This window comes from Curtobacterium sp. NPDC087082 (genome assembly GCF_044745045.1).
In the GTDB taxonomy this organism is placed as follows: Bacteria; Actinomycetota; Actinomycetes; order Actinomycetales; family Microbacteriaceae; genus Curtobacterium.
Genome location: NZ_JBIUZN010000001.1, coordinates 420,686 through 443,888 on the forward strand (window position 1 = coordinate 420,686; position 23,203 = coordinate 443,888).

The 23,203-nt window shown below is 72.0% G+C and carries 25 protein-coding genes; 16 read left to right on the forward strand and 9 right to left on the reverse strand.

Annotated elements, in window-relative coordinates; all coding sequences use genetic code 11:
• Nucleotides 1-86: 86 nt before the first annotated feature.
• Nucleotides 87-503 (reverse strand): MarR family winged helix-turn-helix transcriptional regulator, encoded by a 417-nt coding sequence (locus ACIPEP_RS01965; protein WP_402716328.1) that lies wholly within the window; start codon nucleotides 501-503, stop codon nucleotides 87-89.
• A gap of 73 nt (nucleotides 504-576) precedes the next feature.
• On the opposite strand from ACIPEP_RS01965, the gene ACIPEP_RS01970 reads away from it, so the two are divergent.
• The 9 genes from ACIPEP_RS01970 (at nucleotide 577) to ACIPEP_RS02010 (ending at nucleotide 10,496) form a co-directional block, all read left to right on the forward strand.
• On the forward strand, nucleotides 577-1,521 hold the full coding sequence (locus ACIPEP_RS01970; RefSeq protein WP_402716329.1) for a zinc-binding dehydrogenase: 945 nt from the start codon (nucleotides 577-579) through the stop codon (nucleotides 1,519-1,521).
• 109 nt (nucleotides 1,522-1,630) lie between these two features.
• Entirely contained in the window at nucleotides 1,631-4,519 is a 2,889-nt protein-coding gene (locus ACIPEP_RS01975; protein ID WP_402716330.1) for a Na+/H+ antiporter subunit A, read from the forward strand.
• Nucleotides 4,516-4,926: a Na(+)/H(+) antiporter subunit C gene (locus ACIPEP_RS01980; RefSeq protein WP_022907807.1), complete on the forward strand. Its 411-nt coding sequence runs from the start codon at nucleotides 4,516-4,518 to the stop codon at nucleotides 4,924-4,926. The genes ACIPEP_RS01975 and ACIPEP_RS01980 overlap by 4 nt, the downstream gene beginning before the upstream one ends.
• Nucleotides 4,923-6,623: a Na+/H+ antiporter subunit D gene (locus ACIPEP_RS01985; protein ID WP_070417258.1), complete on the forward strand. Its 1,701-nt coding sequence runs from the start codon at nucleotides 4,923-4,925 to the stop codon at nucleotides 6,621-6,623. Before ACIPEP_RS01980 ends, ACIPEP_RS01985 begins: the two co-directional genes overlap by 4 nt.
• Entirely contained in the window at nucleotides 6,620-7,207 is a 588-nt protein-coding gene (locus ACIPEP_RS01990; RefSeq protein WP_070417259.1) for a Na+/H+ antiporter subunit E, read from the forward strand. Before ACIPEP_RS01985 ends, ACIPEP_RS01990 begins: the two co-directional genes overlap by 4 nt.
• The gene (locus tag ACIPEP_RS01995) at nucleotides 7,204-7,548 is read left to right on the forward strand and encodes a hypothetical protein (protein WP_070417260.1); all 345 of its coding nucleotides are present in this window, start codon (nucleotides 7,204-7,206) and stop codon (nucleotides 7,546-7,548) included. Before ACIPEP_RS01990 ends, ACIPEP_RS01995 begins: the two co-directional genes overlap by 4 nt.
• Nucleotides 7,545-7,901, forward strand: a complete 357-nt coding sequence (gene mnhG, locus ACIPEP_RS02000; RefSeq protein ID WP_070417261.1) for a monovalent cation/H(+) antiporter subunit G — start codon at nucleotides 7,545-7,547, stop codon at nucleotides 7,899-7,901. Before ACIPEP_RS01995 ends, mnhG begins: the two co-directional genes overlap by 4 nt.
• A 100-nt stretch (nucleotides 7,902-8,001) precedes the next feature.
• On the forward strand, nucleotides 8,002-8,901 hold the full coding sequence (locus ACIPEP_RS02005) for a hypothetical protein (RefSeq protein ID WP_402716331.1): 900 nt from the start codon (nucleotides 8,002-8,004) through the stop codon (nucleotides 8,899-8,901).
• Between the two features lie 86 nt (nucleotides 8,902-8,987).
• Entirely contained in the window at nucleotides 8,988-10,496 is a 1,509-nt protein-coding gene (locus ACIPEP_RS02010) for a hypothetical protein (protein WP_402716332.1), read from the forward strand.
• A gap of 60 nt (nucleotides 10,497-10,556) precedes the next feature.
• Here the strand turns inward: ACIPEP_RS02010 and ACIPEP_RS02015 are convergent, their stop codons facing one another.
• Nucleotides 10,557-11,801, reverse strand: a complete 1,245-nt coding sequence (locus ACIPEP_RS02015) for an MFS transporter (RefSeq protein WP_402716333.1) — start codon at nucleotides 11,799-11,801, stop codon at nucleotides 10,557-10,559.
• Nucleotides 11,802-11,989: 188 nt separating this feature from the next.
• On the opposite strand from ACIPEP_RS02015, the gene ACIPEP_RS02020 reads away from it, so the two are divergent.
• Entirely contained in the window at nucleotides 11,990-13,018 is a 1,029-nt protein-coding gene (locus ACIPEP_RS02020) for an aldo/keto reductase (protein WP_402716334.1), read from the forward strand.
• A 27-nt stretch (nucleotides 13,019-13,045) separates the two neighbouring features.
• Here the strand turns inward: ACIPEP_RS02020 and ACIPEP_RS02025 are convergent, their stop codons facing one another.
• A complete protein-coding gene (locus ACIPEP_RS02025; protein WP_336696888.1) occupies nucleotides 13,046-13,288 on the reverse strand; it encodes a hypothetical protein in 243 nt (80 codons plus the stop codon).
• A gap of 125 nt (nucleotides 13,289-13,413) precedes the next feature.
• Between ACIPEP_RS02025 and soxR the strand changes: the two genes are divergently transcribed.
• Nucleotides 13,414-13,902 (forward strand): redox-sensitive transcriptional activator SoxR, encoded by a 489-nt coding sequence (gene soxR / locus ACIPEP_RS02030; protein ID WP_070417265.1) that lies wholly within the window; start codon nucleotides 13,414-13,416, stop codon nucleotides 13,900-13,902.
• A gap of 63 nt (nucleotides 13,903-13,965) precedes the next feature.
• Here the strand turns inward: soxR and ACIPEP_RS02035 are convergent, their stop codons facing one another.
• On the reverse strand, nucleotides 13,966-14,412 hold the full coding sequence (locus tag ACIPEP_RS02035) for a MarR family winged helix-turn-helix transcriptional regulator (RefSeq protein ID WP_402716335.1): 447 nt from the start codon (nucleotides 14,410-14,412) through the stop codon (nucleotides 13,966-13,968).
• Between the two features lie 45 nt (nucleotides 14,413-14,457).
• Here ACIPEP_RS02035 and ACIPEP_RS02040 point away from each other — a divergent pair, with 45 nt between their 5' ends.
• Nucleotides 14,458-15,711, forward strand: a complete 1,254-nt coding sequence (locus tag ACIPEP_RS02040; RefSeq protein WP_402716336.1) for a multidrug effflux MFS transporter — start codon at nucleotides 14,458-14,460, stop codon at nucleotides 15,709-15,711.
• Here ACIPEP_RS02040 and ACIPEP_RS02045 read toward each other — a convergent pair.
• The gene (locus tag ACIPEP_RS02045; RefSeq protein ID WP_402716337.1) at nucleotides 15,701-16,426 is read right to left on the reverse strand and encodes a phosphatase PAP2 family protein; all 726 of its coding nucleotides are present in this window, start codon (nucleotides 16,424-16,426) and stop codon (nucleotides 15,701-15,703) included. The two genes, ACIPEP_RS02040 and ACIPEP_RS02045, sit on opposite strands and share 11 nt — an antisense overlap.
• Nucleotides 16,427-16,536: 110 nt before the next feature.
• On the opposite strand from ACIPEP_RS02045, the gene poxB reads away from it, so the two are divergent.
• The gene (gene poxB, locus ACIPEP_RS02050; RefSeq protein ID WP_071296442.1) at nucleotides 16,537-18,261 is read left to right on the forward strand and encodes a ubiquinone-dependent pyruvate dehydrogenase; all 1,725 of its coding nucleotides are present in this window, start codon (nucleotides 16,537-16,539) and stop codon (nucleotides 18,259-18,261) included.
• A 22-nt stretch (nucleotides 18,262-18,283) separates the two neighbouring features.
• Here poxB and pcp read toward each other — a convergent pair whose 3' ends face one another.
• Together pcp and ACIPEP_RS02060 are read right to left on the reverse strand one after the other, a co-directional pair.
• A complete protein-coding gene (gene pcp / locus ACIPEP_RS02055; RefSeq protein ID WP_402716338.1) occupies nucleotides 18,284-18,931 on the reverse strand; it encodes a pyroglutamyl-peptidase I in 648 nt (215 codons plus the stop codon).
• Nucleotides 18,932-19,004: 73 nt separating this feature from the next.
• Nucleotides 19,005-19,703 carry an SDR family NAD(P)-dependent oxidoreductase gene (locus ACIPEP_RS02060; RefSeq protein ID WP_402716339.1) on the reverse strand — a complete coding sequence of 233 codons (699 nt, stop codon included), beginning with the start codon at nucleotides 19,701-19,703 and terminating at the stop codon, nucleotides 19,005-19,007.
• Between the two features lie 101 nt (nucleotides 19,704-19,804).
• Between ACIPEP_RS02060 and ACIPEP_RS02065 the strand changes: the two genes are divergently transcribed.
• The gene (locus ACIPEP_RS02065) at nucleotides 19,805-20,650 is read left to right on the forward strand and encodes a helix-turn-helix transcriptional regulator (RefSeq protein WP_402716340.1); all 846 of its coding nucleotides are present in this window, start codon (nucleotides 19,805-19,807) and stop codon (nucleotides 20,648-20,650) included.
• Between the two features lie 41 nt (nucleotides 20,651-20,691).
• Entirely contained in the window at nucleotides 20,692-21,324 is a 633-nt protein-coding gene (locus tag ACIPEP_RS02070) for a Pr6Pr family membrane protein (protein ID WP_402716341.1), read from the forward strand.
• Between the two features lie 27 nt (nucleotides 21,325-21,351).
• Here ACIPEP_RS02070 and ACIPEP_RS02075 read toward each other — a convergent pair whose 3' ends face one another.
• Together ACIPEP_RS02075 and ACIPEP_RS02080 are read right to left on the reverse strand one after the other, a co-directional pair.
• Nucleotides 21,352-21,651 carry a Dabb family protein gene (locus ACIPEP_RS02075; protein WP_092388055.1) on the reverse strand — a complete coding sequence of 100 codons (300 nt, stop codon included), beginning with the start codon at nucleotides 21,649-21,651 and terminating at the stop codon, nucleotides 21,352-21,354.
• A gap of 9 nt (nucleotides 21,652-21,660) precedes the next feature.
• Nucleotides 21,661-22,548 (reverse strand): SDR family oxidoreductase, encoded by an 888-nt coding sequence (locus ACIPEP_RS02080; protein ID WP_402716342.1) that lies wholly within the window; start codon nucleotides 22,546-22,548, stop codon nucleotides 21,661-21,663.
• A 189-nt stretch (nucleotides 22,549-22,737) separates the two neighbouring features.
• On the opposite strand from ACIPEP_RS02080, the gene ACIPEP_RS02085 reads away from it, so the two are divergent.
• Entirely contained in the window at nucleotides 22,738-23,196 is a 459-nt protein-coding gene (locus tag ACIPEP_RS02085) for a DUF4383 domain-containing protein (protein ID WP_071296449.1), read from the forward strand.
• The last annotated feature ends 7 nt before the right edge of the window (nucleotides 23,197-23,203 follow it).

Here is a 23,203-nt window from a genome sequence, read left to right on the forward strand (position 1 = left end):
CCTCTCGTTCTCGGACCCGGTCGGGCACGAGTTCCAGGGTAGCAATGCAACATTTCATATGCAAATATTTTTGATACGTGATCAGGTCAGCGCAGCATCCGCTCGAGCAACACCCGCAGCTCCTCCCGCTCCCCCACGGACAACCGGGTGGTCAAGGGCACCAGCGACTCCCGGATCGCCGCCTCGAGCGATCGGGCGACGTCGAGCCCGGCATCGGTGATGACGACGTCCACCGCCCGGGCGTCCTCGGCGTTCGGCACCCGCCCGAGCAGCCCCTTGGCCGACGCGCGCGCCACCAGCCCGGTCATCGTCGACTTCTCGAGGCCGAGGTACTGCGCCAGGTCTCCGATCCGCATCCGCCGGTCACGCAGGATCGCGAGCACCCGCAGCTGCGTGAGCGACAGCCCGGCGTCCGCCGCGATGCCGGTCAGGGCACCCATCGTCCGGAACGCGCTCTCGCCGAGGGCGTCGACGAGCCGCTCGTCCTCCGTCATCTCCTGCATACCGTCAGCCTACTTGACTCACTTCGTGTTACGAACTACTTTGTTCGTAACACGAACCTTTCAGGAGGCAGTCATGCACGCAGCCGTCGTCACCGAGTTCGGCCGGACCCCGGTCTGGCAGGAGTTCACCGACCCCGTCCCCACCGCCGACGAGGTGGTCGTCGACGTCGTCGCCGCCGGACTCCACCCACGGGTGCGGTCCCAGGCCGACGGCTCGCACTACACCAGCGAGGGGGCGCTCCCCCTCGTCCCCGGCGTCGACGCGGTCGGGCGGTTCCCCGACGGGACGCTCCGCTACTTCGCCGTCGCGAGCGACACCCGTGGCACGATGGCCGAACGGGTCGCCGTGGACCCGCGGGCGAGCGTCGTCCTGCCCGAGGGTGCCGACCCGGTCGCGGTCGCCGCCGGCGCGAACCCCGTGATGTCCTCGTGGGTCGCGCTCCGACGCCGCATCGACTTCGCGCCCGGCAGCCGTGTCCTCGTACTCGGCGCGACGGGCGCCTCCGGCTCCGCGGCGGTGCAGGTCGCGAAGCACCTCGGCGCCGAGCACGTCGTCGCGAGCGGACGGGACGTGACCCGACTCGGAGCGCTGCCGGCACTCGGCGCGGACGTCGTGGTCCCGCTCGACGACGTCGACGCCGTCGGTGCGGCAGCCGCGGACGTCGACGTCGTGATCGACTACGTGTGGGGCCAGCCCGCCGCGGACGTCATGCGCGCACTCGTCACGGCGCGACAGGAGCGCGGACGCCGGCTCGACTGGGTTGCGATCGGCTCCACGGCGGGCCAGGAGGCGCGGATCCCCTCCGCAGCGCTCCGTGCGTCCGGCCTGACCATCGTCGGGAGCGGCCAGGGTTCCGTCGGTCGGGCGGCGTTCGTCGCGGAGCTCCCGGGGATCGTGGCGGCGATCGCCGACGGGACCATCCGGGTGGACGCGACGGCGGTGCGCATGGCGGAGGTCGAGGCGGCCTGGGCCGGACAGGTCGGTGGGTCGACGGGCAGAGTGGTGCTGGAAGCCTGATCATCGATCGGCCTCCCTGTCCGCCCACTCAGGAACTCCACATCCCCTTCTCCGTAGGCTGTGAGGGCCCAGTGAGCCGGACTGCAGCCCGACCCCGAGGAGGTGCCCGATGGTCATCGTCCTCGTCGCGTTCGCGATCGTCGCCCTGATCGTCCCCGCCCTGACCCCCGTCCTCGGCCGCCGCGTCTTCTACGTGGCGGCCCTCGCACCGGCAGCAGCCGCGGTCCTGACCGTCGCGCAGACCGGTCCGGCGTTGCACGGCGCGGTCACGGAGCGGTTCGAGTGGGTGCCGCAGCTCGACCTCGCGATCGCCCTGCGGATGGACGCCCTCTCGTGGGTCCTCGCCCTCGTGGTGAGCGTGGTCGGTGCCCTCGTGCTCGTGTACTGCGCCACGTACTTCGGGCCGGACGAACCCGGACTCGGTCGGTTCGCCGGGGTCCTCACCGCCTTCGCCGGGTCGATGTACGGGCTCGTGGTCGCCGACGACGTCATCGTGCTGTTCGTCCTCTGGGAAGCGACGACGGTCTTCTCCTACCTGCTGATCGGCCACGACTCGGTGAAGCGTGCGAGTCGCGCGGCGGCGATGCAGGCGCTCGTGGTCACCACCGCCGGTGGTCTGGCGATGCTCGCCGGTCTCGTGGTGCTGTCGGTGACCGCCGGGACGACGTCGCTCTCCGGGATCGTCCAGGACCCTCCGTCGGGGACGATCGTCTCGGTGTCCGTCGTGCTCGTCCTGCTCGGCGCGCTGACGAAGTCCGCCATCGTGCCGTTCCACTTCTGGCTCCCCGCCGCGATGGCCGCCCCGACCCCGGTCAGCGCGTACCTGCACGCCGCGGCGATGGTCAAGGCCGGCATCTACCTCGTCGCCCGGCTCGCCCCCGCGTTCGCGCTCCTCGGCGGGTGGCGCGAGACCATCACCGTGCTCGGGGTGCTCGGCATGCTCATCGGTGGGTACCGTGCGCTCCGGCAGACCGACATCAAGCTCCTGCTCGCCTACGGCACGGTCGCCCAGCTCGGGTTCCTCGTGCTCGCGGCCGGGTGGGGTGCGCCCGAGGTCGCCCTCGGCGGGGTGGCGCTGCTGGTGGCCCACGCGGCGTTCAAGTCGACCCTGTTCCTCGTCGTCGGGGCGATCGACCACGTCACGGGCACCCGCGACCTCGCGCGCCTGAGCGGCCTCGGACGCCGGATGCCCTGGCTCACCGTCGTGGCCGTCCTCGCGCTGCTGTCGATGGCGGGCATCCCGCCGACGATCGGCTTCGTCGCGAAGGAGGCCGTGCTCACCGGCTTCATCGACTCGCTGCACGGCCCCGACGCCGGGTGGGCGTGGTTCGCGCTCGTCGGCGTGACGATCGGCTCGGTGCTCACCGTGGCCTACTCGCTGCGGTTCCTGTGGGGCGCCTTCGCCCGGAAGCCCGGCGTGCCCGACACCGAACCGCACGGCCTGCACGGCCTCGGCGTCGTCCCGTCGGTCCTCGCGCTCACGGGTCTCGCGCTCGGCCTCGCGACGCCCCTCGTGGCGCACGGCATCGAGCCCGCCGCGCACGCCGCCGCCCTCCCCGGCGAGGTCCCGCACCTCGCGCTCTGGCACGGTCTCGAGCCGGCGCTCGGCCTCTCCGCGGTGACGCTCGTCGGCGGTCTCGCCCTGTTCGCCCTGCGCCGCCCGGTCGAGGCGCTCCAGCACCGCCTCGCGGGTTCCCCCAGCGCGTCGAGCATCTACCGGCACCTCATGCGCGGGCTCGACCGGGTGGCCACGGGCCTCACCGCCGGGGTCCAGCGCGGTTCGCTCCCCTACTACCTGACCGTCATCCTGTCGGTGTTCGTCGCCGGGGCGCTCGTCAACCTGGTCATCGGCGGACCGTGGGCGTTCCACGTCCGGTTCGCCGACTCGTGGGGGCAGATCCCCGTCGTCCTCGTCATGTCGATCGCCGCGATCGCCGTCCTCACCGCCAAGACCCGGTTCGCCGCAGCGGTGCTGGTCGGCGTGACCGGGTACGGCATGTCCGTCCTGTTCGTGCTGCACGGGGCGGTCGACCTCGCCCTGACCCAGCTCGTGGTCGAGACGGTGACGCTCATCGCGTTCGTGCTCGTGCTGCGCCGGCTCCCCCCGCGGATCGCCACCGCGAACCCGTCCCGCTTCCGGGTCGTGCGGGCGCTCTTCGCGGGCCTCGCCGGGCTGACCCTCGCGATCGTGGTCGTCGTCGCCGCGTCGGCACGGACGGCCGAGCCGCTCTGGCCGGACCTGCCGGCGTTGACGAGCTCGTTCGGGCACGGCCTGAACGTCGTGAACGTGGCACTCGTCGACCTCCGGGGCTGGGACACCCTCGGCGAGCTGACCGTCGTGGTCGCCGCCGCGACGGGCGTCGCGAGCCTGATCTTCGTGAACTCCCGCGAGGACACGCTCCCCCGCCTCCGCGACCTGCCGGCCCGGCTGACCGCCGACCGCGACGAGCGCACGGACGGCGAGCCCCGCGCCTGGCTGCCGACGAGCGCCGCGATCCCGACCGGCCGTTCGGCGCTGCTCGACGTCGTCGTCCGCCTGCTGTTCCACGGCCTGATCGTCCTGTCGGTCTACCTGCTCTTCGCCGGGCACAACGCGGCGGGCGGCGGGTTCGCCGGTGGTCTCGTCGCGGGCATCGCCCTCGCGGCCCGGTACCTCGCGGGTGGCCCGGCCGAGCTCGGCGCCGCGGCCCCGGTCAGGGCCGGACGCCTGCTCGGGCTCGGCGTCGCCACGGCCGCGATCACCGCCCTCGTGCCGATGTTCTTCGGCAGGGAAGCCCTGTACTCCGAGTTCTTCGAGGCCACCGTCCCGGTGCTCGGCCACGTCGAGTTCGTCACCGCCACGTTCTTCGACATCGGCGTGTACCTCGTGGTCGTCGGCCTCGTGCTCGACGTCCTCCGCAGCCTCGGCGCCGAGGTCGACCGGCAGCGGCTCGAGGACGCCTCGACGCCCGTGCAGGACATGACCGAAGCCCCCACCCCGGAAGGGAGCGCCACGTGACCGTCACCCTCGTGCTCGTCATCGCGATGGCGGTGCTGTTCTCCTGCGGGGTCTACCTGCTCCTCGAACGCTCGCTGACCCGGATGCTGCTCGGCTTCCTCCTGCTCGGCAACGCCCTCAACCTGCTGCTCCTCGTGATGTCCGGTGCTGCCGGCAACCCGCCGATCGGCAAGAGCTCCGAGGGCATCACGGACCCGCTCCCCCAGGCGTTCGCCCTGACCGCGATCGTCATCACCTTCGCCGTGAGCGCGTTCCTGTTGGCCCTCATCCACCGCTCGTGGAAGCTCTCCCGCGCCGACGAGGTCGAGGTCGACGAGGCCGACGTCGCGATCGGTCGGGAACGCGACGAACCCGCGGACGAAGACCCCGAGACCACCACCGACGCAGAACAGGAGGCGACCCGATGACCTGGCTCGTCCCGCTCCTCGTCCTCGTCCCGCTGCTCGGCGCCGCGGTCGCGCTCGGACTCCTCAACCACCAGAAGCTGCAGCGCGCGATCACCGTCGTGGTGCTCGTCGTCGCCCTGGCCGTCGCCGCGACCCTCATGGTGCTCGTCGACCAGCACGGCACGATCGTGGTGCAGGTCGGCGGGTGGGACGCGCCGTACGGCATCTCGCTCGTGGTCGACCGGCTGAGCGCGCTGCTCCTCACCGTGAGCGCGAGCGTGCTCCTCGTCGTCCTGCTCTTCTCGATCGGACAGGGGCTCGCGGCCGACGACGGCGAGGCGCCGGTCACGATCTTCTACCCGACGTACCTCGTGCTCGCCGCCGGCGTGCTCGACTCCTTCATCGCCGGGGACCTCTTCAACCTGTACGTCGCGTTCGAGATGCTGCTGGTGGCGAGCTACGTGCTCATCACCCTCGGTGGCAGCGAGCAGCGCGTTCGGGCGGGCACCACGTACATCGTCACGAGCCTCATCGCGTCGGCGATCTTCCTCGCGGCGATCGGCCTCGTGTACGGCGCCACCGGCACGGTCAACATCGCCCAGATCAGCGAGCGGATGGCTGCCCTGCCCGAGCACGTGCAGCTGCTCCTCCACACGATGCTGCTCATCGGGTTCGGCATCAAGGCCGCCGTGTTCCCGCTGGCGTTCTGGCTGCCGGACTCCTACCCGACCGCGCCGGCACCGGTGACGGCGGTGTTCGCGGGCCTGCTCACGAAGGTCGGCATCTACGCGATCATCCGGCTCGAGACGATCATCTTCCCGAGACCGCAGCTCAACACCGTGCTCCTCATCGTGGCGATCCTGACGATGGTGGTGGGCGTGCTCGGCGCGGTGTCGCAGACCGACGTGAAACGACTGCTGTCCTTCACGCTCATCAGCCACATCGGGTTCATGGTCATGGGTGTCGGCCTCGGTTCGGTCGCCGGGACGGCCGCCGCGGTGTTCTACACGGTCCACCACATCGTCGTGCAGACGACGCTCTTCCTGGTCTCCGGGCTGATGGAACGCGTCGGCGGCACGACCTCGACCCGATCGCTCGGCGGGCTGCTCAAGGCCGCCCCGCTGCTCGCCGCGCTCTACCTCGTGCCGGCGTTCAACCTCGGTGGCATCCCGCCGTTCTCCGGCTTCATCGGCAAGCTCGGCCTCTTCCGTGCCGCGGCGATCGACGGCTCGCCCCTCGCCTACGCGACGATCGCCGCCGGTGTCGTGACGAGCCTCCTGACCCTGTACGCGCTCATGCGCGTCTGGGACGCCGCGTTCTGGCGTCCGAAGCCCGCGGCCGAGGCAGCTGCCCCGCACGCGAGCACCGCAGAGCCGCACGCCCACCTGCGGTCGCCGGAACCGGCGCCGCTGACCGTGTCCGAGGACACGGGCAAGGCGTTCCACCCAGGAGGCTCGGTGACGGTCACCGACGCACCCCACGCGAGTCGCGCCTCCAGTCCGGAGACCGCACCGACGGCCACGCAGGACGGCGTCGGCGAAGCCCCCACGCGCGTGAAGCTGCCGCGCATGCTCGTCGGCGTGACGACCGTGGCCGTCCTCGGGTCGGTCGCCCTGACCGTCGTGGCCGGCCCGCTGTACGGCTACGCGACCCGAGCGGCGGAGTCGCTCGAGTCCCCGGACCGCTACGTGCAGGCCGTGCTCGGGGGGACGCGATGACCGCGGACAGCACCCGGCGGATCACGAACGCGCGGCGCATCGCCGTCGCGTGGCGCTACGACGTCCCGCTCGTCGCCGGGCTGACCGTGCTCTGGGCGCTGCTCTGGGGTTCGTGGACGCCGCTGACCCTGCTGTGCGGGATCGTCGTCGCGCTGCTCGTGACGCAGTTGCTCCCGCTGCCGCCGGTGCCGCTGTCCGCCCGGTTCTCGATCCCGCACGCCGCGTGGTTCCTGGTGGTGTGGTCCGGGCTGGTCGTGCTCGCCTCGTTCCGGGTCGCCTGGGTCGCGCTCCGCCCACGCGGGGTCCGGCGGAGTTCGATCACGCTCGTCCAGCTCCACACCACCTCCGAGATGACGTTCACCCTGGCGACGCTCGCGATCTCCCTCGTGCCGGGGTCGTACGTCGCCGACGTCGACCTGCGACGCCGCCGGCTGCTCCTGCACGTCCTCGACACCGAGCGGGTCGAACAGGTCGACGCGGCCCGCCGTGAGGCCCTCGGCATCGAGACGCTCGTCATCCGGGCGCTCGGGTCGAAGCAGGACCTCTCCGAACTGTCCGAACCCCTGCCGGAGGTCACGCGATGAGCGCCGCAGTCGTCGTCATGGGCATCGCGATCGCCCTGGTGCTCGCGCTGCTCGGGGCCACCCTCGTGCTCGCCGTCCTCCGCATCGTGCGGGGCCCGACCATCCTCGACCGGATGATCGGCTCGGACATGGTGCTGACGACCGCGCTCGTGGTGATCGGCGCCGCGATGGTGATCCGGCGGGACCTGACCGCCGTGCCCGTCCTCGTGGTGATCGCCGCGACGAGCGTCTTCGCCACGATCGCCGTCGCCCGTGCGGTCACCCCGTCCTCCGATCCGTCCGACGAGGGGCTGACCGTGACCACGCCCGAGCACGCCGACGACCAGGAGCGTCCCCAGTGATCGACATCATCCAGGGGTTCATCGACGGTGCCGGGGTCCGCGCGTGGATCGCCGTCGGGCTGCTGCTCGTCGGGGCGGTGCTGTCGCTCGGCGCCGGCGTCGGGATCGTCCGGTTCCCCGACCCGCTCGTCCGGCTGCACGCGATGGCGAAGCCGCAGGTGCTCGGGCTGGCGTTCGCCCTCGCCGCGATCGTCGTCGCCGTGTGGACGTGGACGGCGCTGTGGGTCGTCCTGCCGATCATGGTGTTCCAGCTGTTCCTCGTGCCGGTGTCGACACACATGATCGCCCGCGCGGGGCTGCGGGCGGACGACTACCGCCACGAGGACCTGCTGGTCGACGACACGGAGTCGTGACCACCGCGCTCGCCCGTCGTCGGTACGCCTGACGAGTGTGAGCCGTTCAGATCGCGCATGTGACATTTGAGTCTCCACCTCACAGAGATCGGAGACCACCATGCGGATCTTGTCCGTCATCCTGGCGACCTGCGTCGCCTCCGCCATCAGCGTCGGAGCCGGCACCCTCGTCGCACCCGCCGCGTTCGCCGCGTCGACCGCAGCACCCGCCGCGGCGGTCCAGCCCGCCGCAGCGCAGCTCGTCGTGACCAGCCCCGGCGAGTACCTGCCCGGCGGCGACGTGCTGATCGCGGGCACCGCAGAGGCCGGCAGCGACATCACCTTCTCGTCGACCGGCGACTTCCTGCTCGGCGAGACCACCGCCGACGACCGCGGCGACTGGCAGTGGACGTTCGACGCGAGCGACATCGGCGGCGACTACACGCTCCGGATCAGCGACGGCCGCACCTCGGTCGACCACACCCTGCGTGACGTCAGCCCGCCCACGGCCGGCCTCGTCGTCACCAGTGGTGACACGTACGACCCCGGACCCGACACGGTCGTCGCCGGCACCGCGGAACCGGGCCGGCGGATCGTCATCGAGTCGGCGTACGGCTGGCGGCTCGGCGAGACCGAGGCCGACGACCAGGGCGACTGGCGCTGGGAGTTCGACACGTCCGGGTACAGCGGCGACATCGCCCTGCGGATCCGCGACGGGTGGAACACCGTCGAGCACACCCTCCGCGACGTCAGCGTGCCCGTCCCCGTCTCGCAGATCACCGTCACGAGCGCGGACACCTACCGCCCCGGTGACGAGCACGTGCTCGTCTCCGGGCACGCCGAACCCGGCCGGACCCTCGAGATCTCGACGGTCGGGGACTTCCTCCTCGACCGCGTCGTGGCCGACGACGAGGGAGCGTGGAGCTGGGTGTTCGACGCCAGCGACGTCGGCGGCGACTACACGCTCCGGATCGCCGACGGCTTCTCGAGCGTGGACCACACGCTGCGCGACGTGAGCTGAGTCCGTCATGACCGGGGCCGCGGCATCACCCATGCCGCGGGCCCGGTCACGCCCGCTCCCTGCCCCCACTCCCCGAAGGGAAACCCTTGCACCATCGCGTCCTCGCCCTCGCCGTCGGTTCAGCCACCGCCGTCGGCCTCGCCCTCGGCTCGGCACCAGCAATACCGGCCACCGCCGTCCCGGCAGAACCCTCGGTGACCACCACGACAGCGGCAGCCGACACGAAGGCGACCGACGAGGTCACCCCCGTCCCGCTCGAGGTCACGTCCGACCGGACCTACACGCTCGGCGAGCCCATCGCCATCACCGGTCGCGCCACCCCCGGCGCCGTCCTCGTGATCACGGACCCGGTGCGGCCGGGCACCACGATCGGCTTCCGCGTGGACGACACCGGGGTCTGGAACTGGACGTCACCCGCCGTGCACCAGCGATCGGTCACCATCCACTTCGAGCAGGTGCACGCCGACCTCGGGATCGAGGAGAGCCTCGACGTCGAGTTCGTCAACGACGAGGCCGACCGCGAGTTCGCACCGCTCGCGATCACGTCCGACACGACGTACACCTACGGCCAGCTCCTGACCGTCTCCGGCCGGGCGACGCCGAACGCCACGGTCCAGTTCACCGACCGGAACGATCCCGACAGCACCTGGTCGCTGGGACGCGCGGACAATGCGGGGAACTGGACGATCACCAGCGTGCGGCCGATCCGCAAGCCGACGCTCACCCTGACGATCACGCAGTACCACGTCGGCACGGACCGCTCCGAGACCGTCGCGGTCGACTTCGCGAACGACGACCCCGGTGCGGTGCACGACCCGATCGTCCTCGAGACGCCGCGGACCTACCGGGTGGGGACCGAGGTGACGCTGCGCGGCACCGCGATCCCCGGCTCCCTGATCGGCGTCTCCGGCGAGGGTGTGCCGACCGAACTCGTGCAGGCCGACGACCGTGGCAACTGGTCGGTCCCGGCCTTCCGCGCCACGGCCGACGAGTACACGGTGCTCGTGACCCAGACGAGTCCCGACTGCTCGTTCCGCGATCGCGAGCGGTTCACGCTGCTCGGCCACCACGCGGACCTGACCTACCAGCGGACGGTGTTCAAGCACGGCGAGCCGCTCACCGTCGCCGGCACCGGGACACCCGGCGCCACGCTCGACCTCCTCGCCGACGGCGCCGTCATCGGCACGACGACGGTGGCGGACTCCGGGCGCTGGTCGCTGACGACGTCGACGGCACTCCAGGGGCCACGGCTGCGTGCACAGGTCCGCCAGACCGCCGAGGGCATCGGTTCCGAGAGCATCGATGCCACCTTCATCGCGACCGGGATCCGCGTCCCGATCGAGGTGACGTCCGAGGTCGACTACGAGCCGGGTTCACCGCTCACGATCTCGGGGACCGCCGCGCCCAATGCCACCCTGACCTTCAACCCGGGGCCGACCCCCGGCAACGGGCTCGGGAACATGCGCGCGGACAGCACCGGGCACTGGACGCGGACGATCGACTACCACTCCATCCTCTGGGAGCTCACGATCCACCAGCAGCACTGGACCGGGAACGACGAGCTGACGGTCCAGGTGTTCGACTGGGGTCGGTGACCGGGTACGGGCCTGGAGGCGCGGTGCGGGCCCGCACCGTCCCTCCAGGCCGTCAGGCGGTCACGCGTGTGCGCGACGCGACAGCACGAGGTTCGCCACCGCGGCGAGCACGACGACCGCCGCGGACGCGGCCGGCAGCAGCATCGCGGCGTCGGCCCCGTGCTGCTGGGCGACGTCGCCCGTGATCGCCGACGCGATGGACTGCCCCACGATCACGGCGGAACCGAGGATCGTCATGGTGGTGGCCGAGCGCCCGACGGGTGAACGGTCGGAACCGAGACTGTACTGCGCGACCAGGGTCGGACCGATCCCGATCCCCATCACCGCGAGCACGACCCCCACGGCGACGACGGAACCGGCCTGCGAGAACCAGATGGCACCGCCGAGCAGCACGACGCCGAACACGAGCCACCGCCACCCGAGGGCGAACCCGCGCGGGAACGCGGCCGAGCCGAGGGCGAGCCCCGCGGAGCCGATGCCCATCAGGCCGTAGAGCAATCCCGCCTGCGAGGGCTCGCCGTGGGTCTCCATGAAGGCGGTCAGCGCGGTGAGCGTCGAGCCGAAGAACAGGCCGACGCCGAGGATCCCGAGGACCACCACGACGAGCCGCGGCCGCAGGAGCTGACGGGCCGGTGCCTGCTCGAGCTCCTCGTGGCAGCCGACGACGAGCTTGCCGGTCGGGTGCAGCGCGAACGCCGTGACGAAGACGAACGTCAGCGCGGAGGCACCGGCGACGGCGACCCACGGGGCGATCGCACTCGCGAGGATCCCGACGAGGAACGGGCCGATGATGAACACGGTCTCGTCGGCCGCGGACTCGTACGCCATCGTGCCGCTGAGGACCTTGCCACGACGTGCCGGGGCCATCCGCTGCCCGATGATCGCGACGAGCCGGGTCCGGGACATCGGGGCGACCTGGGGCGCCGAGGCCCCGATGCAGAACGCGAGCGCGAGCACGGCGACGTCCGGCGCGGTGCCGTCCACCACGAACGGGAACACCCCGAGCAGCACGGCGTTCACCAGGCCGACGGGGACGAGTACGTTCCGCTGGCCGAAGCGGTCCGCGGCGGCACCGACCAGCGGGCCGAAGACCGCGGCGCCGATGCCGACCGACGCGGAGTTGACGCCGCCGAGCGCCACGGAGTCGCGCGCGGAGACGACGAGCGTCAGCACGCCGACGACCATCATCGCGAAGGGGAGCCGGGCGACGAACGCGACGGGGAAGTACCAGCGTCCGGCGTGGGCGACGAGCGAGCGGTCGTCGGTGGTGGCGGGCGCGGGCGCCGTGGAACTGGTGTGGAGCATGGAGGTGTGCCTTCTCGGCCCGGCCGGGGATCTCCTGGGGCGGACCCATCGGGTGCCGCCGTTGTCCGTCGGGGTGCCGACGGCCGGTAGATACACACTGCGTGTTGGTGGAGCGGCCCCAGGGTACCAGCGGTAACGGTTCGTCACCCGGGGCCCGGTGCCACAGGCGTCCTCCTATCGTGGCCGCCATGGAACAGCGACGCATGGGGCGGACGGGGGCTCCCGTCAGCGCGCTGACCCTGGGGAGCCGTGCCGTGTCGACGGTCGCCGAGCGGGACGTGGACGACGCCGTCCGACTCGTCCACGAGGCGCTCGGGCGTGGGGTCACCGCGGTGGACGTGTCCGACGCCGAGGGGGCGGGCCTCGCCGAGACCGTCCTCGGTGCCGCACTCGGCGACCGCCGCGACGACGTGTTCCTGGCGGTGCGGTTCGGGGACCCGGTCGACCGGGACCCGTCGCACCACGGCAACGGACGGCGGTGGATGTTCCGCGCGGTCGAACGGAGTCTCGAACGGCTCGGCACCGACGTCATCGACCTCTACCAGCCGGCGCACCCGGACCCGGCGACCTCGCTCGACGAGACCCTCGACGCGCTCGCCGACCTCGTCACCCAGGGCAAGATCCGCGCCTTCGGGATCCCGGGCTTCCCGGCCGAGGAGCTCGTCGAGGCGCAGTGGCTCCGGTCGGGCGGGAAGAGTGCCAGCGCGACGCACGCCCCGTACTCGATCCTCACCCGGACGGCGGAGCGGACCACCTTCCCGGTCGCCCGACGGTTCGGGCTCGGTGTGCTCGCGGCCGCGCCCCTCGCGGGTGGCTGGCTCGCGGGCGCGTACCGGAACGGCACCGTGCAGCCCCGGTCGCCGCGGGTGGTGGAGCAGCCGCACGCGTACGACATCGGCGCCCCGACGAACCGCCGGAAGCTCGACGTCGCCGACCGCCTGGGCCACCTCGCGGACGAGTCCGGGCTCACCCTGCTCGAGCTCGCGGTGGGCTTCGCGCTGACCCACCCGGACGTGTCGAGCGTGGTGATCGGTCCGCGGACGCTCTCGCACGTGGACGCGTACGTGCAGGCGGCCGAGGTGGTGCTCGACGACGAGGTGCTCGACGCGATCGACCGGGTCGTACCGCCGGGGACGCACGTGCTGGAACGCGACACGGGGGTGGAGCTGCCGGGGCTCAGCCGGGAGCGGCTCCGCGGGCGCGTCCTCGCCCACTGACACGAGGTCCCCGTCAGCGGGAGGCGATCAGCGGTACGCGACCGTGCTGACCGCGGCGTGCGCGACCATGACCGGCAGCGCCAGTGCGTGCGGGAGCCGGGCGGCCGTGCGCTCGAGCCGGCCGAGCACGCCGTCGAGGGCGAGCGCCTGGCGGGCGGCACCGGTGATGCCGGTGACGCCGGTCGCGTCGGCGGTGCCGGTGGTCCGTGCGGGAGCGACCGGACGGGCGGTCGTGGTGCGGGCGGTGCGGGGCTGCAGGATCGTGGTCATGGTCGGACCTCCGGGTCGGGAGCCGCCCCTCGCGGCTCGTGGTACACAACATATTGGACATCAGTTCTCATGTCAACTGCTATGTCACGCGGTCTCGACGACTTCCGCGTCGTAGGATCTCGACCATGGTGGAGATCCCGCGTCCGAGCCCGACCGACCTCCTCACGATCGGCGAGGTCGTCGCCCGGACCGGGGTCGCGGCGTCGGCCCTGCACTTCTACGAGCGCAAGGGCCTCATCCACCCCGAGCGCACCGCCGGCGGCACCCGCCTCTACCCACGACACGTCGAGCGGCGCATCGCGATCATCCAGGTCGCCAAACGGCTCGGGATCCCGCTGAGCGAGGTCGCGGAGCAGTTCGAGACGCTGCCGTCCGACCGCATGCCCTCACTGCGGGACTGGAACCGCCTGAACGAACGGTGGCGGGCACGACTCCGCGCCCGGCAGCTCGAACTCGAGCGCCTGCAGGAGGAGATGACGCAGTGCATCGGCTGCGGCTGCGTGTCGCTGAACGCCTGCCTCGTGATGAACCCGGGCGACGAGCTCGGTGCCGAGGGGCACGGAGCCCGGCGGTTGCTGCCGATCGCGGACGAGGTGCCGGACCGGACCGTCTGACGGCCAGGAGGGACGGTGCGGGCCCGACCCGCGCCTCCAGGCCGTCGACCGGTCGCGTCGCGGTCAGCGCGTCGCGTCGCGCAGGTGGCCGTCGATGCGCGTGAGCGTCGCGAACGTCGTCGCCACACCCTCGTCGTCGCCCCCGAGCGCCTGCCGGAGCATGCCGGCCCAGTGCGCGTGCAGCCGTTCGATGCTGCCCGCGGCGAGCTCGGTCGAGTACAGCTGCACGGTCCGGGCGTCGTCCGGGTCGGGCCGGCGCTCGACCATCCCCTTCGCCACGAGCGACCCGACCGCGACGCTGAGGTTGCTGCGCTTGAGGGCCGTCGCCTCGGCCACCGCGCTCGGCGTCGACCCGGGGTTCCGGTCGACCCAGCGCATCACGAGGGCCTCGGTGCCGGTGAGCGGCACGATGTCGAGCGACCTCGCACCGTGCGGGTCGATCTCGCGCGAGATCCGGAGCACGACGTCGGCGAGCTCGGCGAGGAGGTCGTCGGACGGCGCGGATCCCATGCCGTCACCCTACCGACGTCGCGCATCAGTTATGCTTTCATAATCATGACCACGGACACCGGCTCCATCCGCGCGCGCGCCGCGACACCCACGACCCGGCAGCAGGGCATCACCACCGGCCTGCTGCTCGTGCTCGGCCTGCTGAGCGCCGTCGCGCCCTTCGCGACCGACCTCTACCTGCCGGCCTTCCCGCAGATGACCACCGAACTGCAGGCGTCGGCGACGACCGTGCAGCTCACCCTCACCGCGTTCCTCGTCGGCGTGACCGCGGGACAGCTCGTCTTCGGGCCGCTGTCCGACCGGTTCGGCCGGGTGCCGCCGCTCCTCGCCGGTGCCGCACTGTGCGTGCTCGCGAGCGCCGCGGCCGTGCTCGCGCCGAACGTCGGCGTGCTCGTCGTCGCCCGGCTGCTGCAGGGCCTCGGCGGCGCGGCCGGTATGGTGATCGGTCGCGCGGTGATCTCCGACCTCGCGACGGGCAAGCCGGCGGCGCGGGCGTTCTCGCTCATGATGATCGTCGGCGGGGTCGCCCCGGTGGTCGCGCCGCTGCTCGGAGGGCTCCTGACGGGGCCGATCGGCTGGCGCGGGCTCCTCACCATCGTGCTCGGCCTGTCGGTCCTCATGCTCGTCGCGGTGCTCGCCGTGGTCCGCGAGACGCACCTGCGTTCGCGCCGCGATGCCCTGCGTGCCGAGCGACGGGCGTCCGGCACGACGGGCTCGCCGCTGCGGGCACTCCGCTCCCGGACGTTCGTCGGGTACACCGCGGTGTTCGGCTTCGCGTTCGCCGTGATGATGGCGTACATCTCCGCGTCACCGTTCCTGTACCAGGACATGCTCGGGCTCGGCACGGTGGGCTACGGTCTCGCGTTCGGCTGCAACGCCCTCGCACTGATGGGCGTGAGCATCCTCTCGGCGAAGCTCACGGCGACCCGATCGGTCACCGGGGTGCTCGCGCTCGGCATCGTTCTCGTGCTGGCCTCGACCGTCGCGTTCGCGCTGCTCGTCGTCACGTCCGCACCGGTGTTCTGGCTCGCCGTCCCGCTGTTCACCGCCGTGGGGTCGCTCGGCCTCGTGCTCGGCAACGCGACCGCACTCGCGCTCGGGGCGGTGCCGCAGGCTGCCGGGAGCGCCTCGGCGGTGCTGGGCGCCCTGCAGTTCGGGCTCGCGGCGCTCGTGTCGCCGCTCGTGAGCATCGGCGGCGAGGGGACGGCGGCGCCGCTCGCGGTCGTGATGCTCGCGGCCGCGGTGGTCGCCGTGGTGGCGCTCCTGGCCGCGCGCGGTCGGCGCGGCGTCAGCGCGTGACCTCGCGCTGCGCCGCAGGACCCCGGGGTCGCAGGAACGGGATCTTCGGCATGAGCCAGTCGACCCACACCACCCGCACGCCCGGCGCGACGGCGAGCGCCCACAGGATCGACGCGGCGGCGTCCGTCGGGTAGTGCACGGCGTCGATCGACACCGCGAAGAACACGACGACGATCGCCACGACCCCGAGCCCCAGCGCCAGGCGGTGCCACCGGGTGTCGCGGAGCAGCCAGATGAGCGCGATGACGAACGCGGTGATGTAGACCGTGTGCCCGCTCGGGTAGCCGGGGTCCGGCTGCACCGGGAACGGGTGCGGCAGCACGGCGACGTCCGGACGTGCCCGGTGCACGATCTCCTTGACGACGGCGGACGGCACCCACGTGATCGCGATCGTGCCCCCGAACGCCAGCGCCGGGCGGAGGTCGCGGGTCCGCCACCAGATCACCGCGACGACCACGACCGTGATCCCGATCGCCGGGGCGGGACTGATGACGTGGTAGACCGCCGTCGTGACCGCCCCGAGGGCGCCGGTGTGCAGCCCGTTGAGCGCCTTCGAGAGCCCGACGTCGACCGTGCCGAGGGTGAACCCGACGATCGTGATGAGGACGACGGCGACGACGGCGATCGCCACCGACGCGAGCGGGTAGCGGCTCCGGTCGAGGATCCCGTACTCGTCGGACGCTCGTCGGCGGGGGCGGAGATCGTGGTCGGACATCCGCCCATCGTCGCAGGTGCGGCGTCCGGGCGGCCCCGAGTTCGGTGTCGGACGATCAGAGGTCGCTCAGTGAACGGCGGGGATCAGCCGCCAGGACTAGACACGAAGGCATGACAACCGTTGCCGAGAACATCGTCGCCACCCTCCGTCAGAACGACGTCGAACGGGTCTACGGTCTCCCCGGGGACTCCCTCAACGGCTTCACCGACGCGCTGCGCAAGGACGGCACGATCCGGTGGGAGCACGTGCGCCACGAGGAGGCGGCCGCGTTCGCCGCCTCCGCCGAGGCCGAGCTGACCGGGAACCTCGCCGTGTGTGCGGGCAGCTGCGGTCCCGGCAACCTGCACCTGATCAACGGCCTCTACGACGCGAACCGCTCCCGCGTGCCGGTCCTCGCGATCGCTGCGCACATCCCCACGGCGGAGATCGGTTCCGGCTACTTCCAGGAGACCCACCCGCAGGAGCTCTTCCGCGAGTGCTCGGTCTACGTCGAGTACGTCGCCGACCCGTCCCAGATGCCGCGCCTGCTCGAGATCGCGATGCGCGCCGCGGTCGAGAAGCGCGGCGTCGCCGTGCTCGTCATCCCGGGCGACGTGCTCCTCGCCGAGGCCGTCGCGCCCCGCGTCACGACCATCGAGCGCGCCGAGCCGCGGATCATCCCCGCACAGGCCGAGCTGGAGCGCACCGCGCAGCTGCTCAACGGCGCCGACAAGGTCACCATCCTCGCGGGCGCCGGCGTCGCGGGTGCCCACGACGAGGTCATCGCCCTCGCCGAACGCCTGCAGGCCCCGATCGTGCACGCCCTGCGCGGCAAGGAGCACATCGAGTGGGACAACCCCTACGACGTCGGCATGACCGGGCTCCTCGGCTTCGCCTCCGGGTACCGCGCGATGGAGGACGCCGACGTGGTCCTCATGCTCGGCACCGACTTCCCGTACCAGCAGTTCTTCCCCGCGAAGGCGAAGCACGTGCAGGTGGACATCCGCGGCGAACAGCTCGGCAAGCGGCACCCGGTCGACATCGGCCTGGTCGGCACCGTCAAGGACACGGCGCTCGCCCTCATCCCGCTGCTCACCGGGTCGCACCCCACGAAGCACCTCGAGGACGCGCGCAAGCACTACGCGAAGACCCGCGCGAAGCTCGACGACCTGGCCGTGCCGGCCGGCAAGCACAAGCCGCTGCACCCGCAGTACGTCGCGCGCGCGCTCGACCGGCTCGCCGACCAGGACGCCGTGTTCATCCCCGACGTCGGCTCCCCCGTCGTGTGGGCGTCGCGGTACCTCACCATGAACGGCGACCGGCGGCTGATCGGGTCGTTCGTGCACGGCACGATGGCGAACGCGGTCCCGCAGGCGATCGGTGCGCAGGCGGCGTTCCCCGACCGGCAGGTCATCGCCATGGCCGGTGACGGCGGTCTCGCGATGCTGCTCGGCGAGCTCATCACGATCGTGCAGAACAAGCTGCCCGTGAAGATCGTCGTGTTCGACAACTCGTCCCTGAACTTCGTCGAGCTCGAGATGAAGGCGGCCGGGTTCGTCACCTACGGCACCGAGCTGCAGAACCCCGACTTCGCGAAGGTCGCCGAGGCGATCGGCATCGCGGGCTTCCGCGTCGACGAGTCCGACCAGCTCGAGGACGCGCTCGCCGCCGCCCTCGCGCACGACGGCCCCGCGCTCGTGTCGGTCAAGGCCGACCGTCAGGAGCTCTCGATGCCGCCGGCGGTGACCCTCGAGCAGGCGAAGGGCTTCACGCTCTACGCGATCCGCACCGTGCTGTCCGGCCGCGGCGACGAGTTGCTCGACCTCGCGTCGACGAACTTCCGCCAGTTCATCTGACCGACGACGACGGCGACGCGGGTCAGGACTCCGTGCCGCCCTCGGCGACGATGTCCGGCGCCGGGTCGAGCGCGGCGCGGACCACGGCGTCGAGCGCGGTGACGATCCGGTCGAGGTCGAGCGAGGGGCCGTCCCCGGCGATGTCCGGTGTGGCCGGGACGTGCACGAAGCCGGCGCGGAAGCCCTCGCGGTCGGCGAACGACATGAGCTCGTAGAACACCTGGTTGCAGGTGAACGTCCCCGCCGTGTTGGACACCGCAGCGGGGACCCCGGCCGCTCGGACGTCCCGGACGATCCGCTTGATCGGCAGTCCGCTGAACGCTGCCGGGACGCCGAACGGGTCGATCGGCTCGTCCACCGGCTGCGCGCCCGCGTTGTCCGGGATCCGGGCGTCCATGACGTTGATCGCGACGCGCTCCGGTGTCACCGCGGCCCGTCCGGCAGCGAGCCCGGTCGCGATGACGACGGCGGGACGGTGCTTTGCGATCGCCGCCGCGAGCCGCGACCGCTCCTCGGCGAAGACCACCGGCAGCTGCTCGACGACGAGCGTCGCCGGTCCGTCCCACGTGGCCGCGAGCCGCTGCGCGGCTTCCCACGAGGGGTTCACGGCGTCGCCGCCGAACGGTTCGAAGGCGGTCAGCAGGACGGTCGGTTCGGTCGCGTCAGCCACGTCCTCATCGTAGGGACCTGCGGGCCGGGAGGCGCGGTGCGGGCCCGACCCGCGCCTCCCGTTCGTCGGATGGTCACCATCCGAGCGGCGCACCGTCCTCCAGGAAGACACCCGTCGGACCGTCGGGGCCCGCGGCGGCCGCCGCGGCGACCGTCGCCGCACTGACCTCGACCGGACGGCCGTGCGGGTTCGGCACACCCCCGAACTCGGTCGCGGTGTACCCGGGCTCGACCGCGACGAAGTGGACCTCCGGCACGGCACGGGCGTACTGCACGGTGAGCATCGACACCGCCGCCTTGCTCGCGCCGTAGACGATCGCCTGGTACTGCGACGCCGGCTTCTCCGGGTCGTGGTTGGCCGCGAACGAACCGAGCGCGCTCGAGATGTTCACGACGATCGGGGCTGCCGAGGACCGCAGCAGCGGCAGCGCCGCCTCGGTGGTCCGCACGACGCTCACGGCGTTCGTGTCGAACACCTCGAGTGCCTCCGGTCCGTCCAGCCCGAGCTTGCCGACGCCGGCGTTGTTCACCAGCACGTCGAGCCCGCCGGCAGCGCCGATGGTCGCGAACGCCGCGGCGACCGAGGCGTCGTCCGTGACGTCGAGCTGCACGGCACGGACCGCGTTCGGTCCCGTGCTGATCTCGTGGGCCACCGCGTGGCCGGTGTCCAGGTCGCGGGCGCCGATCCACACGGTGTGGCCGGCGGCGGCGAGCTGGCGGGCGGTCTCCTTGCCGAGGCCGCGTGTGGCCCCGGTGACGAATGTCGTTGTCATGGCCCCAGCGTCGCTCCGGCGAGCGCCCTCGGGGAGCCGTCCCGCTGTCGGAGGACTGCTGGACCCAGGACAGCGGGCTCGACGGGTCGCAGACTGGAGCCGTGGAACACACCGAGTTCGGCCGCACCCTCCGTCGGCTGCGCGACCACGTCGCGCCGGACACGGTCGGTGTCGTCGCGGGGAGCCGTCGGCGCGCGGCCGGCCTCCGTCGCGAGGAGCTCGCCGCCCTCGCCGGGATCTCGGCCGACTACCTCACACGGCTCGAGCAGGGGCGGGCGACCTCGCCGTCCGCGCAGGTGGTCGAGGCGCTGGCCCGCTCGCTCCGGGTCGCGGACGCGGAGCGCGAGCTGCTGTTCCGGCTCGCCGGGCACGCCGCCCCGGGCGCCGACGTCGTGCCCTCGCGCATCCCGCCGAGCGTGCAGCGGCTGCTCGACCGGCTGTCGGACACCCCGGTCGCGGTGCTCGACGCCGCCGGCACGATCCTCACCGCGAACGGGCCGTACGACGCGCTGATGGGGCCGGTCGGTGCGCTCCGTGGGCACGAGCGGAACACCGCGTGGCGCCACCTCGTCGGTCCGGGCAGCCGGGCGGTGCACTCGGACGCCGAGCAGCGGGCGTTCGAGGCCTCGGTCGTCGCCGAGCTCCGGCTCGCGGTCGCCCGGTACCCGCTCGACCGCGGGCTGCGGCAGCTCGTGCGGGACCTCCGTGCAGCGAGCGAGCGGTTCGTCGAGCTGTGGGACGCCGGCGACACCGCACCGCCGCGGAGCTCCGGCCGACGGAAGGTCGTGGAGCACCCGGCGGTGGGCCGGATCGCCCTCGACTGCGACACCCTGCGGATCGCGACCGATGACCTGACGGTGCTCGCGTACACCGCGGAGCCGGGGAGCGCCGATGCCGAACGGCTGGCGCTGGCGGTCGTGCTCGGAACGCAGTCGCTCGTCGGGTGACCGATCCGTCCGGGAGTCCCGGCGATCGGTAGGGTGGCGCCATGAAGACGACCGTCCTGGCTGCCGTCCGCCTCGCGCTCGCGGCCGCGTCCGTCGCCGGGGTCGTCACCCAGGTCGTGCTGAGCGTACGGGTGGACTTCAGCCTCGTGAGCGTCTTCAGCTACTTCACGATCCTCGGCAACCTCTACGCCAGCACCGTGTTCGTGATCGGCGCCGTCCGGCTCCTGCGGGGTGTCCCGTCGTCGCGCGGGTGGGAGGTCGCGCGCGGCGCCGCGGTCGTCTACCTGGCGTTCGTCGGCATCGTGTTCAACACGCTGCTGGCCGGTGCCGACCTCGGCGAGCTCCTGCCGTGGGTGAACGTCGTGCACCACATGATCATCCCGGCGGCCGTCGTGGTCGACTGGTTCGTGGACCGTCCCCGCCACCGTCAGCCGTTCACCATGGTCTGGGCGGCCGCGATCGTGCCCGCGGTCTACACCGCCTACACGCTGGTCCGCGGTGCGATCGTCGGGTTCTACCCCTACCCGTTCTTCAACCCGGCCCGCGTGGGCGGGTACGGCGGCGTCGCGCTGTACTGCGCGGCGCTGCTCGTCGGCTTCCTCGTGATCGCCGTGCTCGTGCGCGCATCGGGCAACGCCATGGCCCGGCGGACGGCGGTCGTCGGGTCGCGCTGATCGGCACGCCCGACGACCACCCCGACGTCAGTCCTCGACGTCGAAGACCACGACGCGTTCGCTCGCGCCCTGGATGTACGCGGCGACGGGCTGGTGCTCCTCGTGCGGCAGGTACCCGGCGAGCGCCGCGCGGTCCCGGAACCGGACGACGAGCATCCAGTCGAAACCGCCCTCCAGCCCCTCGGTGCTGATGCTCTCGCCTGACCGCACGGACTCGACGCCGTCGATCCGCGGCAGGTGCTCGCGCACGACGGCATCGGCCTGCGCCGACCGGTCGGCTGCGTCGCCGTCCCAGGCGACGAGGACCACGTGTGTCGTCCCGCTCATCGTGTCCTCCTAGAAGGCCGGGGTGCCGCCGGCGACGGTGATCGTCGACCCGGACTGGTAGCTGGACTCGGGGCTGACGAGGTGCACGTACGCGGCAGCGAGTTCGGCGGGCTGACCAGGGCGGCCGAACGGCGACTGCTCGCCGAAGTGCGCTACGGTCTCGGCGTCGTCGGACCCCGGCTGGAGGGGCGTCCACACCGGTCCCGGAGCGACCGAGTTCACGCGGATGCCCTTCGGCGCGAGCTGCTGGGCGACGGCCTCGGTGAAGAGCTTGATCGCGCCCTTGGACACCGCGTAGTCGATCTTGTCCGGGGACGGCGTGCTCGCCTGGATCGACCCGGTGGTGACGATCGTGGATCCCGGCTCGAGGTGCGGCACGGCGGCCTTGGTCAGCCAGAAGAGCGAGTAGATGTTCGTCTTGAAGGTCGAGTCGAAGTGCTCGGTCGTGAGCGTGAGGATGTCGTCGTTGCTGTCCATCCGCCCGGCGACCATGACGAGGGTGTCGAGGCCACCGAACTCGTCGACGGCCTTCTGGACGAGGTCGGTGCAGTACTGCTCGTCGGAGATGTCGCCGGGGAAGAGCACCGCACGACGCCCTTCGCCCTCGAGCAGGTCGCGCACCTGTTCGGCGTCCTCCTGCTCGTCGGGCAGGTAGGAGAGGACGAGGTCGGCGCCCTCGCGGGAGAGTGCGATGGCGGCGGCGCGGCCGATGCCCGAGTCGGCGCCGGTGACGATGCCCCGGAAGCCCTTCAGGCGACCGAGCCCGACGTAGCTCTCCTCGCCGTGGTCGGGCTTCGGGTCCATCTTCCACGCGGCCCCGGGGAGCGACTGCTCCTGCTCCGGGTACGGCGGGGCGGGGTAGAGGGTGTTCGGGTCGCGCTTGTCGTACTGGCTCATGCGCTCCACGATGCCCGGCGTCCCCTCCGCGACGGCTCAGGCCCCAGCGCCGGCCAGAGCACAGACGGGGCAGGTCCACACGGTCGGCTGCAAACCGACCGGGCACATGCTCCGAATGCACTGTGGGCGTCATGAGCGCCCGGACCGGCGCACCGGCGTTCCGGCCCTCGTTGAGAGAGAGGTCGCATCATGACCAGCAACGCAGCAACGAACCGCACCGCCAACGGCTCCACCTGGACGCAGAAGGGCGCCCTGGTCTTCGGGATCGTCTTCCTCATCGTCGGCATCGCCGGGTTCATCCCCGGCCTCACGATGGACATGGGCACGATGTCGGTGGCCGGCCACGGCTCGATGGCACTCCTGCTCGGCACGTTCCAGGTGTCCGTGCTCCACAACATCGTCCACCTGCTGTTCGGCGTCGTCGGGCTCCTCGCGGCCCGCAGCGCTCGCGGCGCTCGGCTCTACCTGCTCGTCGGCGGGATCGTCTACGCGGTCCTGTTCGTCTACGGCCTGTTCACCGCCGGCATGGCCGACCCGGCGAACTTCGTGCCGCTCAACAGCGCCGACAACGTCCTGCACCTGGTGCTCGCCGTCGCGATGATCGTGCTCGGGCTGCTGCTCCCCCGCGTCGGGGCCCGTCGGGTCTGACCCGACC

Excerpts from the sequence above, each read along its gene's own strand:
- ACIPEP_RS01995 (WP_070417260.1), top strand. The coding sequence starts at position 7,204 with ATGAGCGCCGCAGTCGTCGTCATGGGCATCGCGATCGCCCTGGTGCTC.
- ACIPEP_RS02005 (WP_402716331.1), top strand. The coding sequence starts at position 8,002 with ATGCGGATCTTGTCCGTCATCCTGGCGACCTGCGTCGCCTCCGCCATC.
- ACIPEP_RS01985 (WP_070417258.1), top strand. The coding sequence starts at position 4,923 with ATGACCTGGCTCGTCCCGCTCCTCGTCCTCGTCCCGCTGCTCGGCGCC.
- ACIPEP_RS02045 (WP_402716337.1), bottom strand. The coding sequence starts at position 16,426 with ATGTCCGACCACGATCTCCGCCCCCGCCGACGAGCGTCCGACGAGTAC.
- ACIPEP_RS02060 (WP_402716339.1), bottom strand. The coding sequence starts at position 19,703 with ATGACAACGACATTCGTCACCGGGGCCACACGCGGCCTCGGCAAGGAG.
- ACIPEP_RS01965 (WP_402716328.1), bottom strand. The coding sequence starts at position 503 with ATGCAGGAGATGACGGAGGACGAGCGGCTCGTCGACGCCCTCGGCGAG.
- ACIPEP_RS02075 (WP_092388055.1), bottom strand. The coding sequence starts at position 21,651 with ATGAGCGGGACGACACACGTGGTCCTCGTCGCCTGGGACGGCGACGCA.
- ACIPEP_RS01990 (WP_070417259.1), top strand. The coding sequence starts at position 6,620 with ATGACCGCGGACAGCACCCGGCGGATCACGAACGCGCGGCGCATCGCC.
- ACIPEP_RS01975 (WP_402716330.1), top strand. The coding sequence starts at position 1,631 with ATGGTCATCGTCCTCGTCGCGTTCGCGATCGTCGCCCTGATCGTCCCC.
- ACIPEP_RS02085 (WP_071296449.1), top strand. The coding sequence starts at position 22,738 with ATGACCAGCAACGCAGCAACGAACCGCACCGCCAACGGCTCCACCTGG.
- soxR (WP_070417265.1), top strand. The coding sequence starts at position 13,414 with ATGGTGGAGATCCCGCGTCCGAGCCCGACCGACCTCCTCACGATCGGC.
- ACIPEP_RS02040 (WP_402716336.1), top strand. The coding sequence starts at position 14,458 with ATGACCACGGACACCGGCTCCATCCGCGCGCGCGCCGCGACACCCACG.
- ACIPEP_RS01970 (WP_402716329.1), top strand. The coding sequence starts at position 577 with ATGCACGCAGCCGTCGTCACCGAGTTCGGCCGGACCCCGGTCTGGCAG.
- ACIPEP_RS02015 (WP_402716333.1), bottom strand. The coding sequence starts at position 11,801 with ATGCTCCACACCAGTTCCACGGCGCCCGCGCCCGCCACCACCGACGAC.
- ACIPEP_RS02020 (WP_402716334.1), top strand. The coding sequence starts at position 11,990 with ATGGAACAGCGACGCATGGGGCGGACGGGGGCTCCCGTCAGCGCGCTG.
- ACIPEP_RS02035 (WP_402716335.1), bottom strand. The coding sequence starts at position 14,412 with ATGGGATCCGCGCCGTCCGACGACCTCCTCGCCGAGCTCGCCGACGTC.
- ACIPEP_RS02070 (WP_402716341.1), top strand. The coding sequence starts at position 20,692 with ATGAAGACGACCGTCCTGGCTGCCGTCCGCCTCGCGCTCGCGGCCGCG.
- poxB (WP_071296442.1), top strand. The coding sequence starts at position 16,537 with ATGACAACCGTTGCCGAGAACATCGTCGCCACCCTCCGTCAGAACGAC.
- ACIPEP_RS02025 (WP_336696888.1), bottom strand. The coding sequence starts at position 13,288 with ATGACCACGATCCTGCAGCCCCGCACCGCCCGCACCACGACCGCCCGT.
- ACIPEP_RS02080 (WP_402716342.1), bottom strand. The coding sequence starts at position 22,548 with ATGAGCCAGTACGACAAGCGCGACCCGAACACCCTCTACCCCGCCCCG.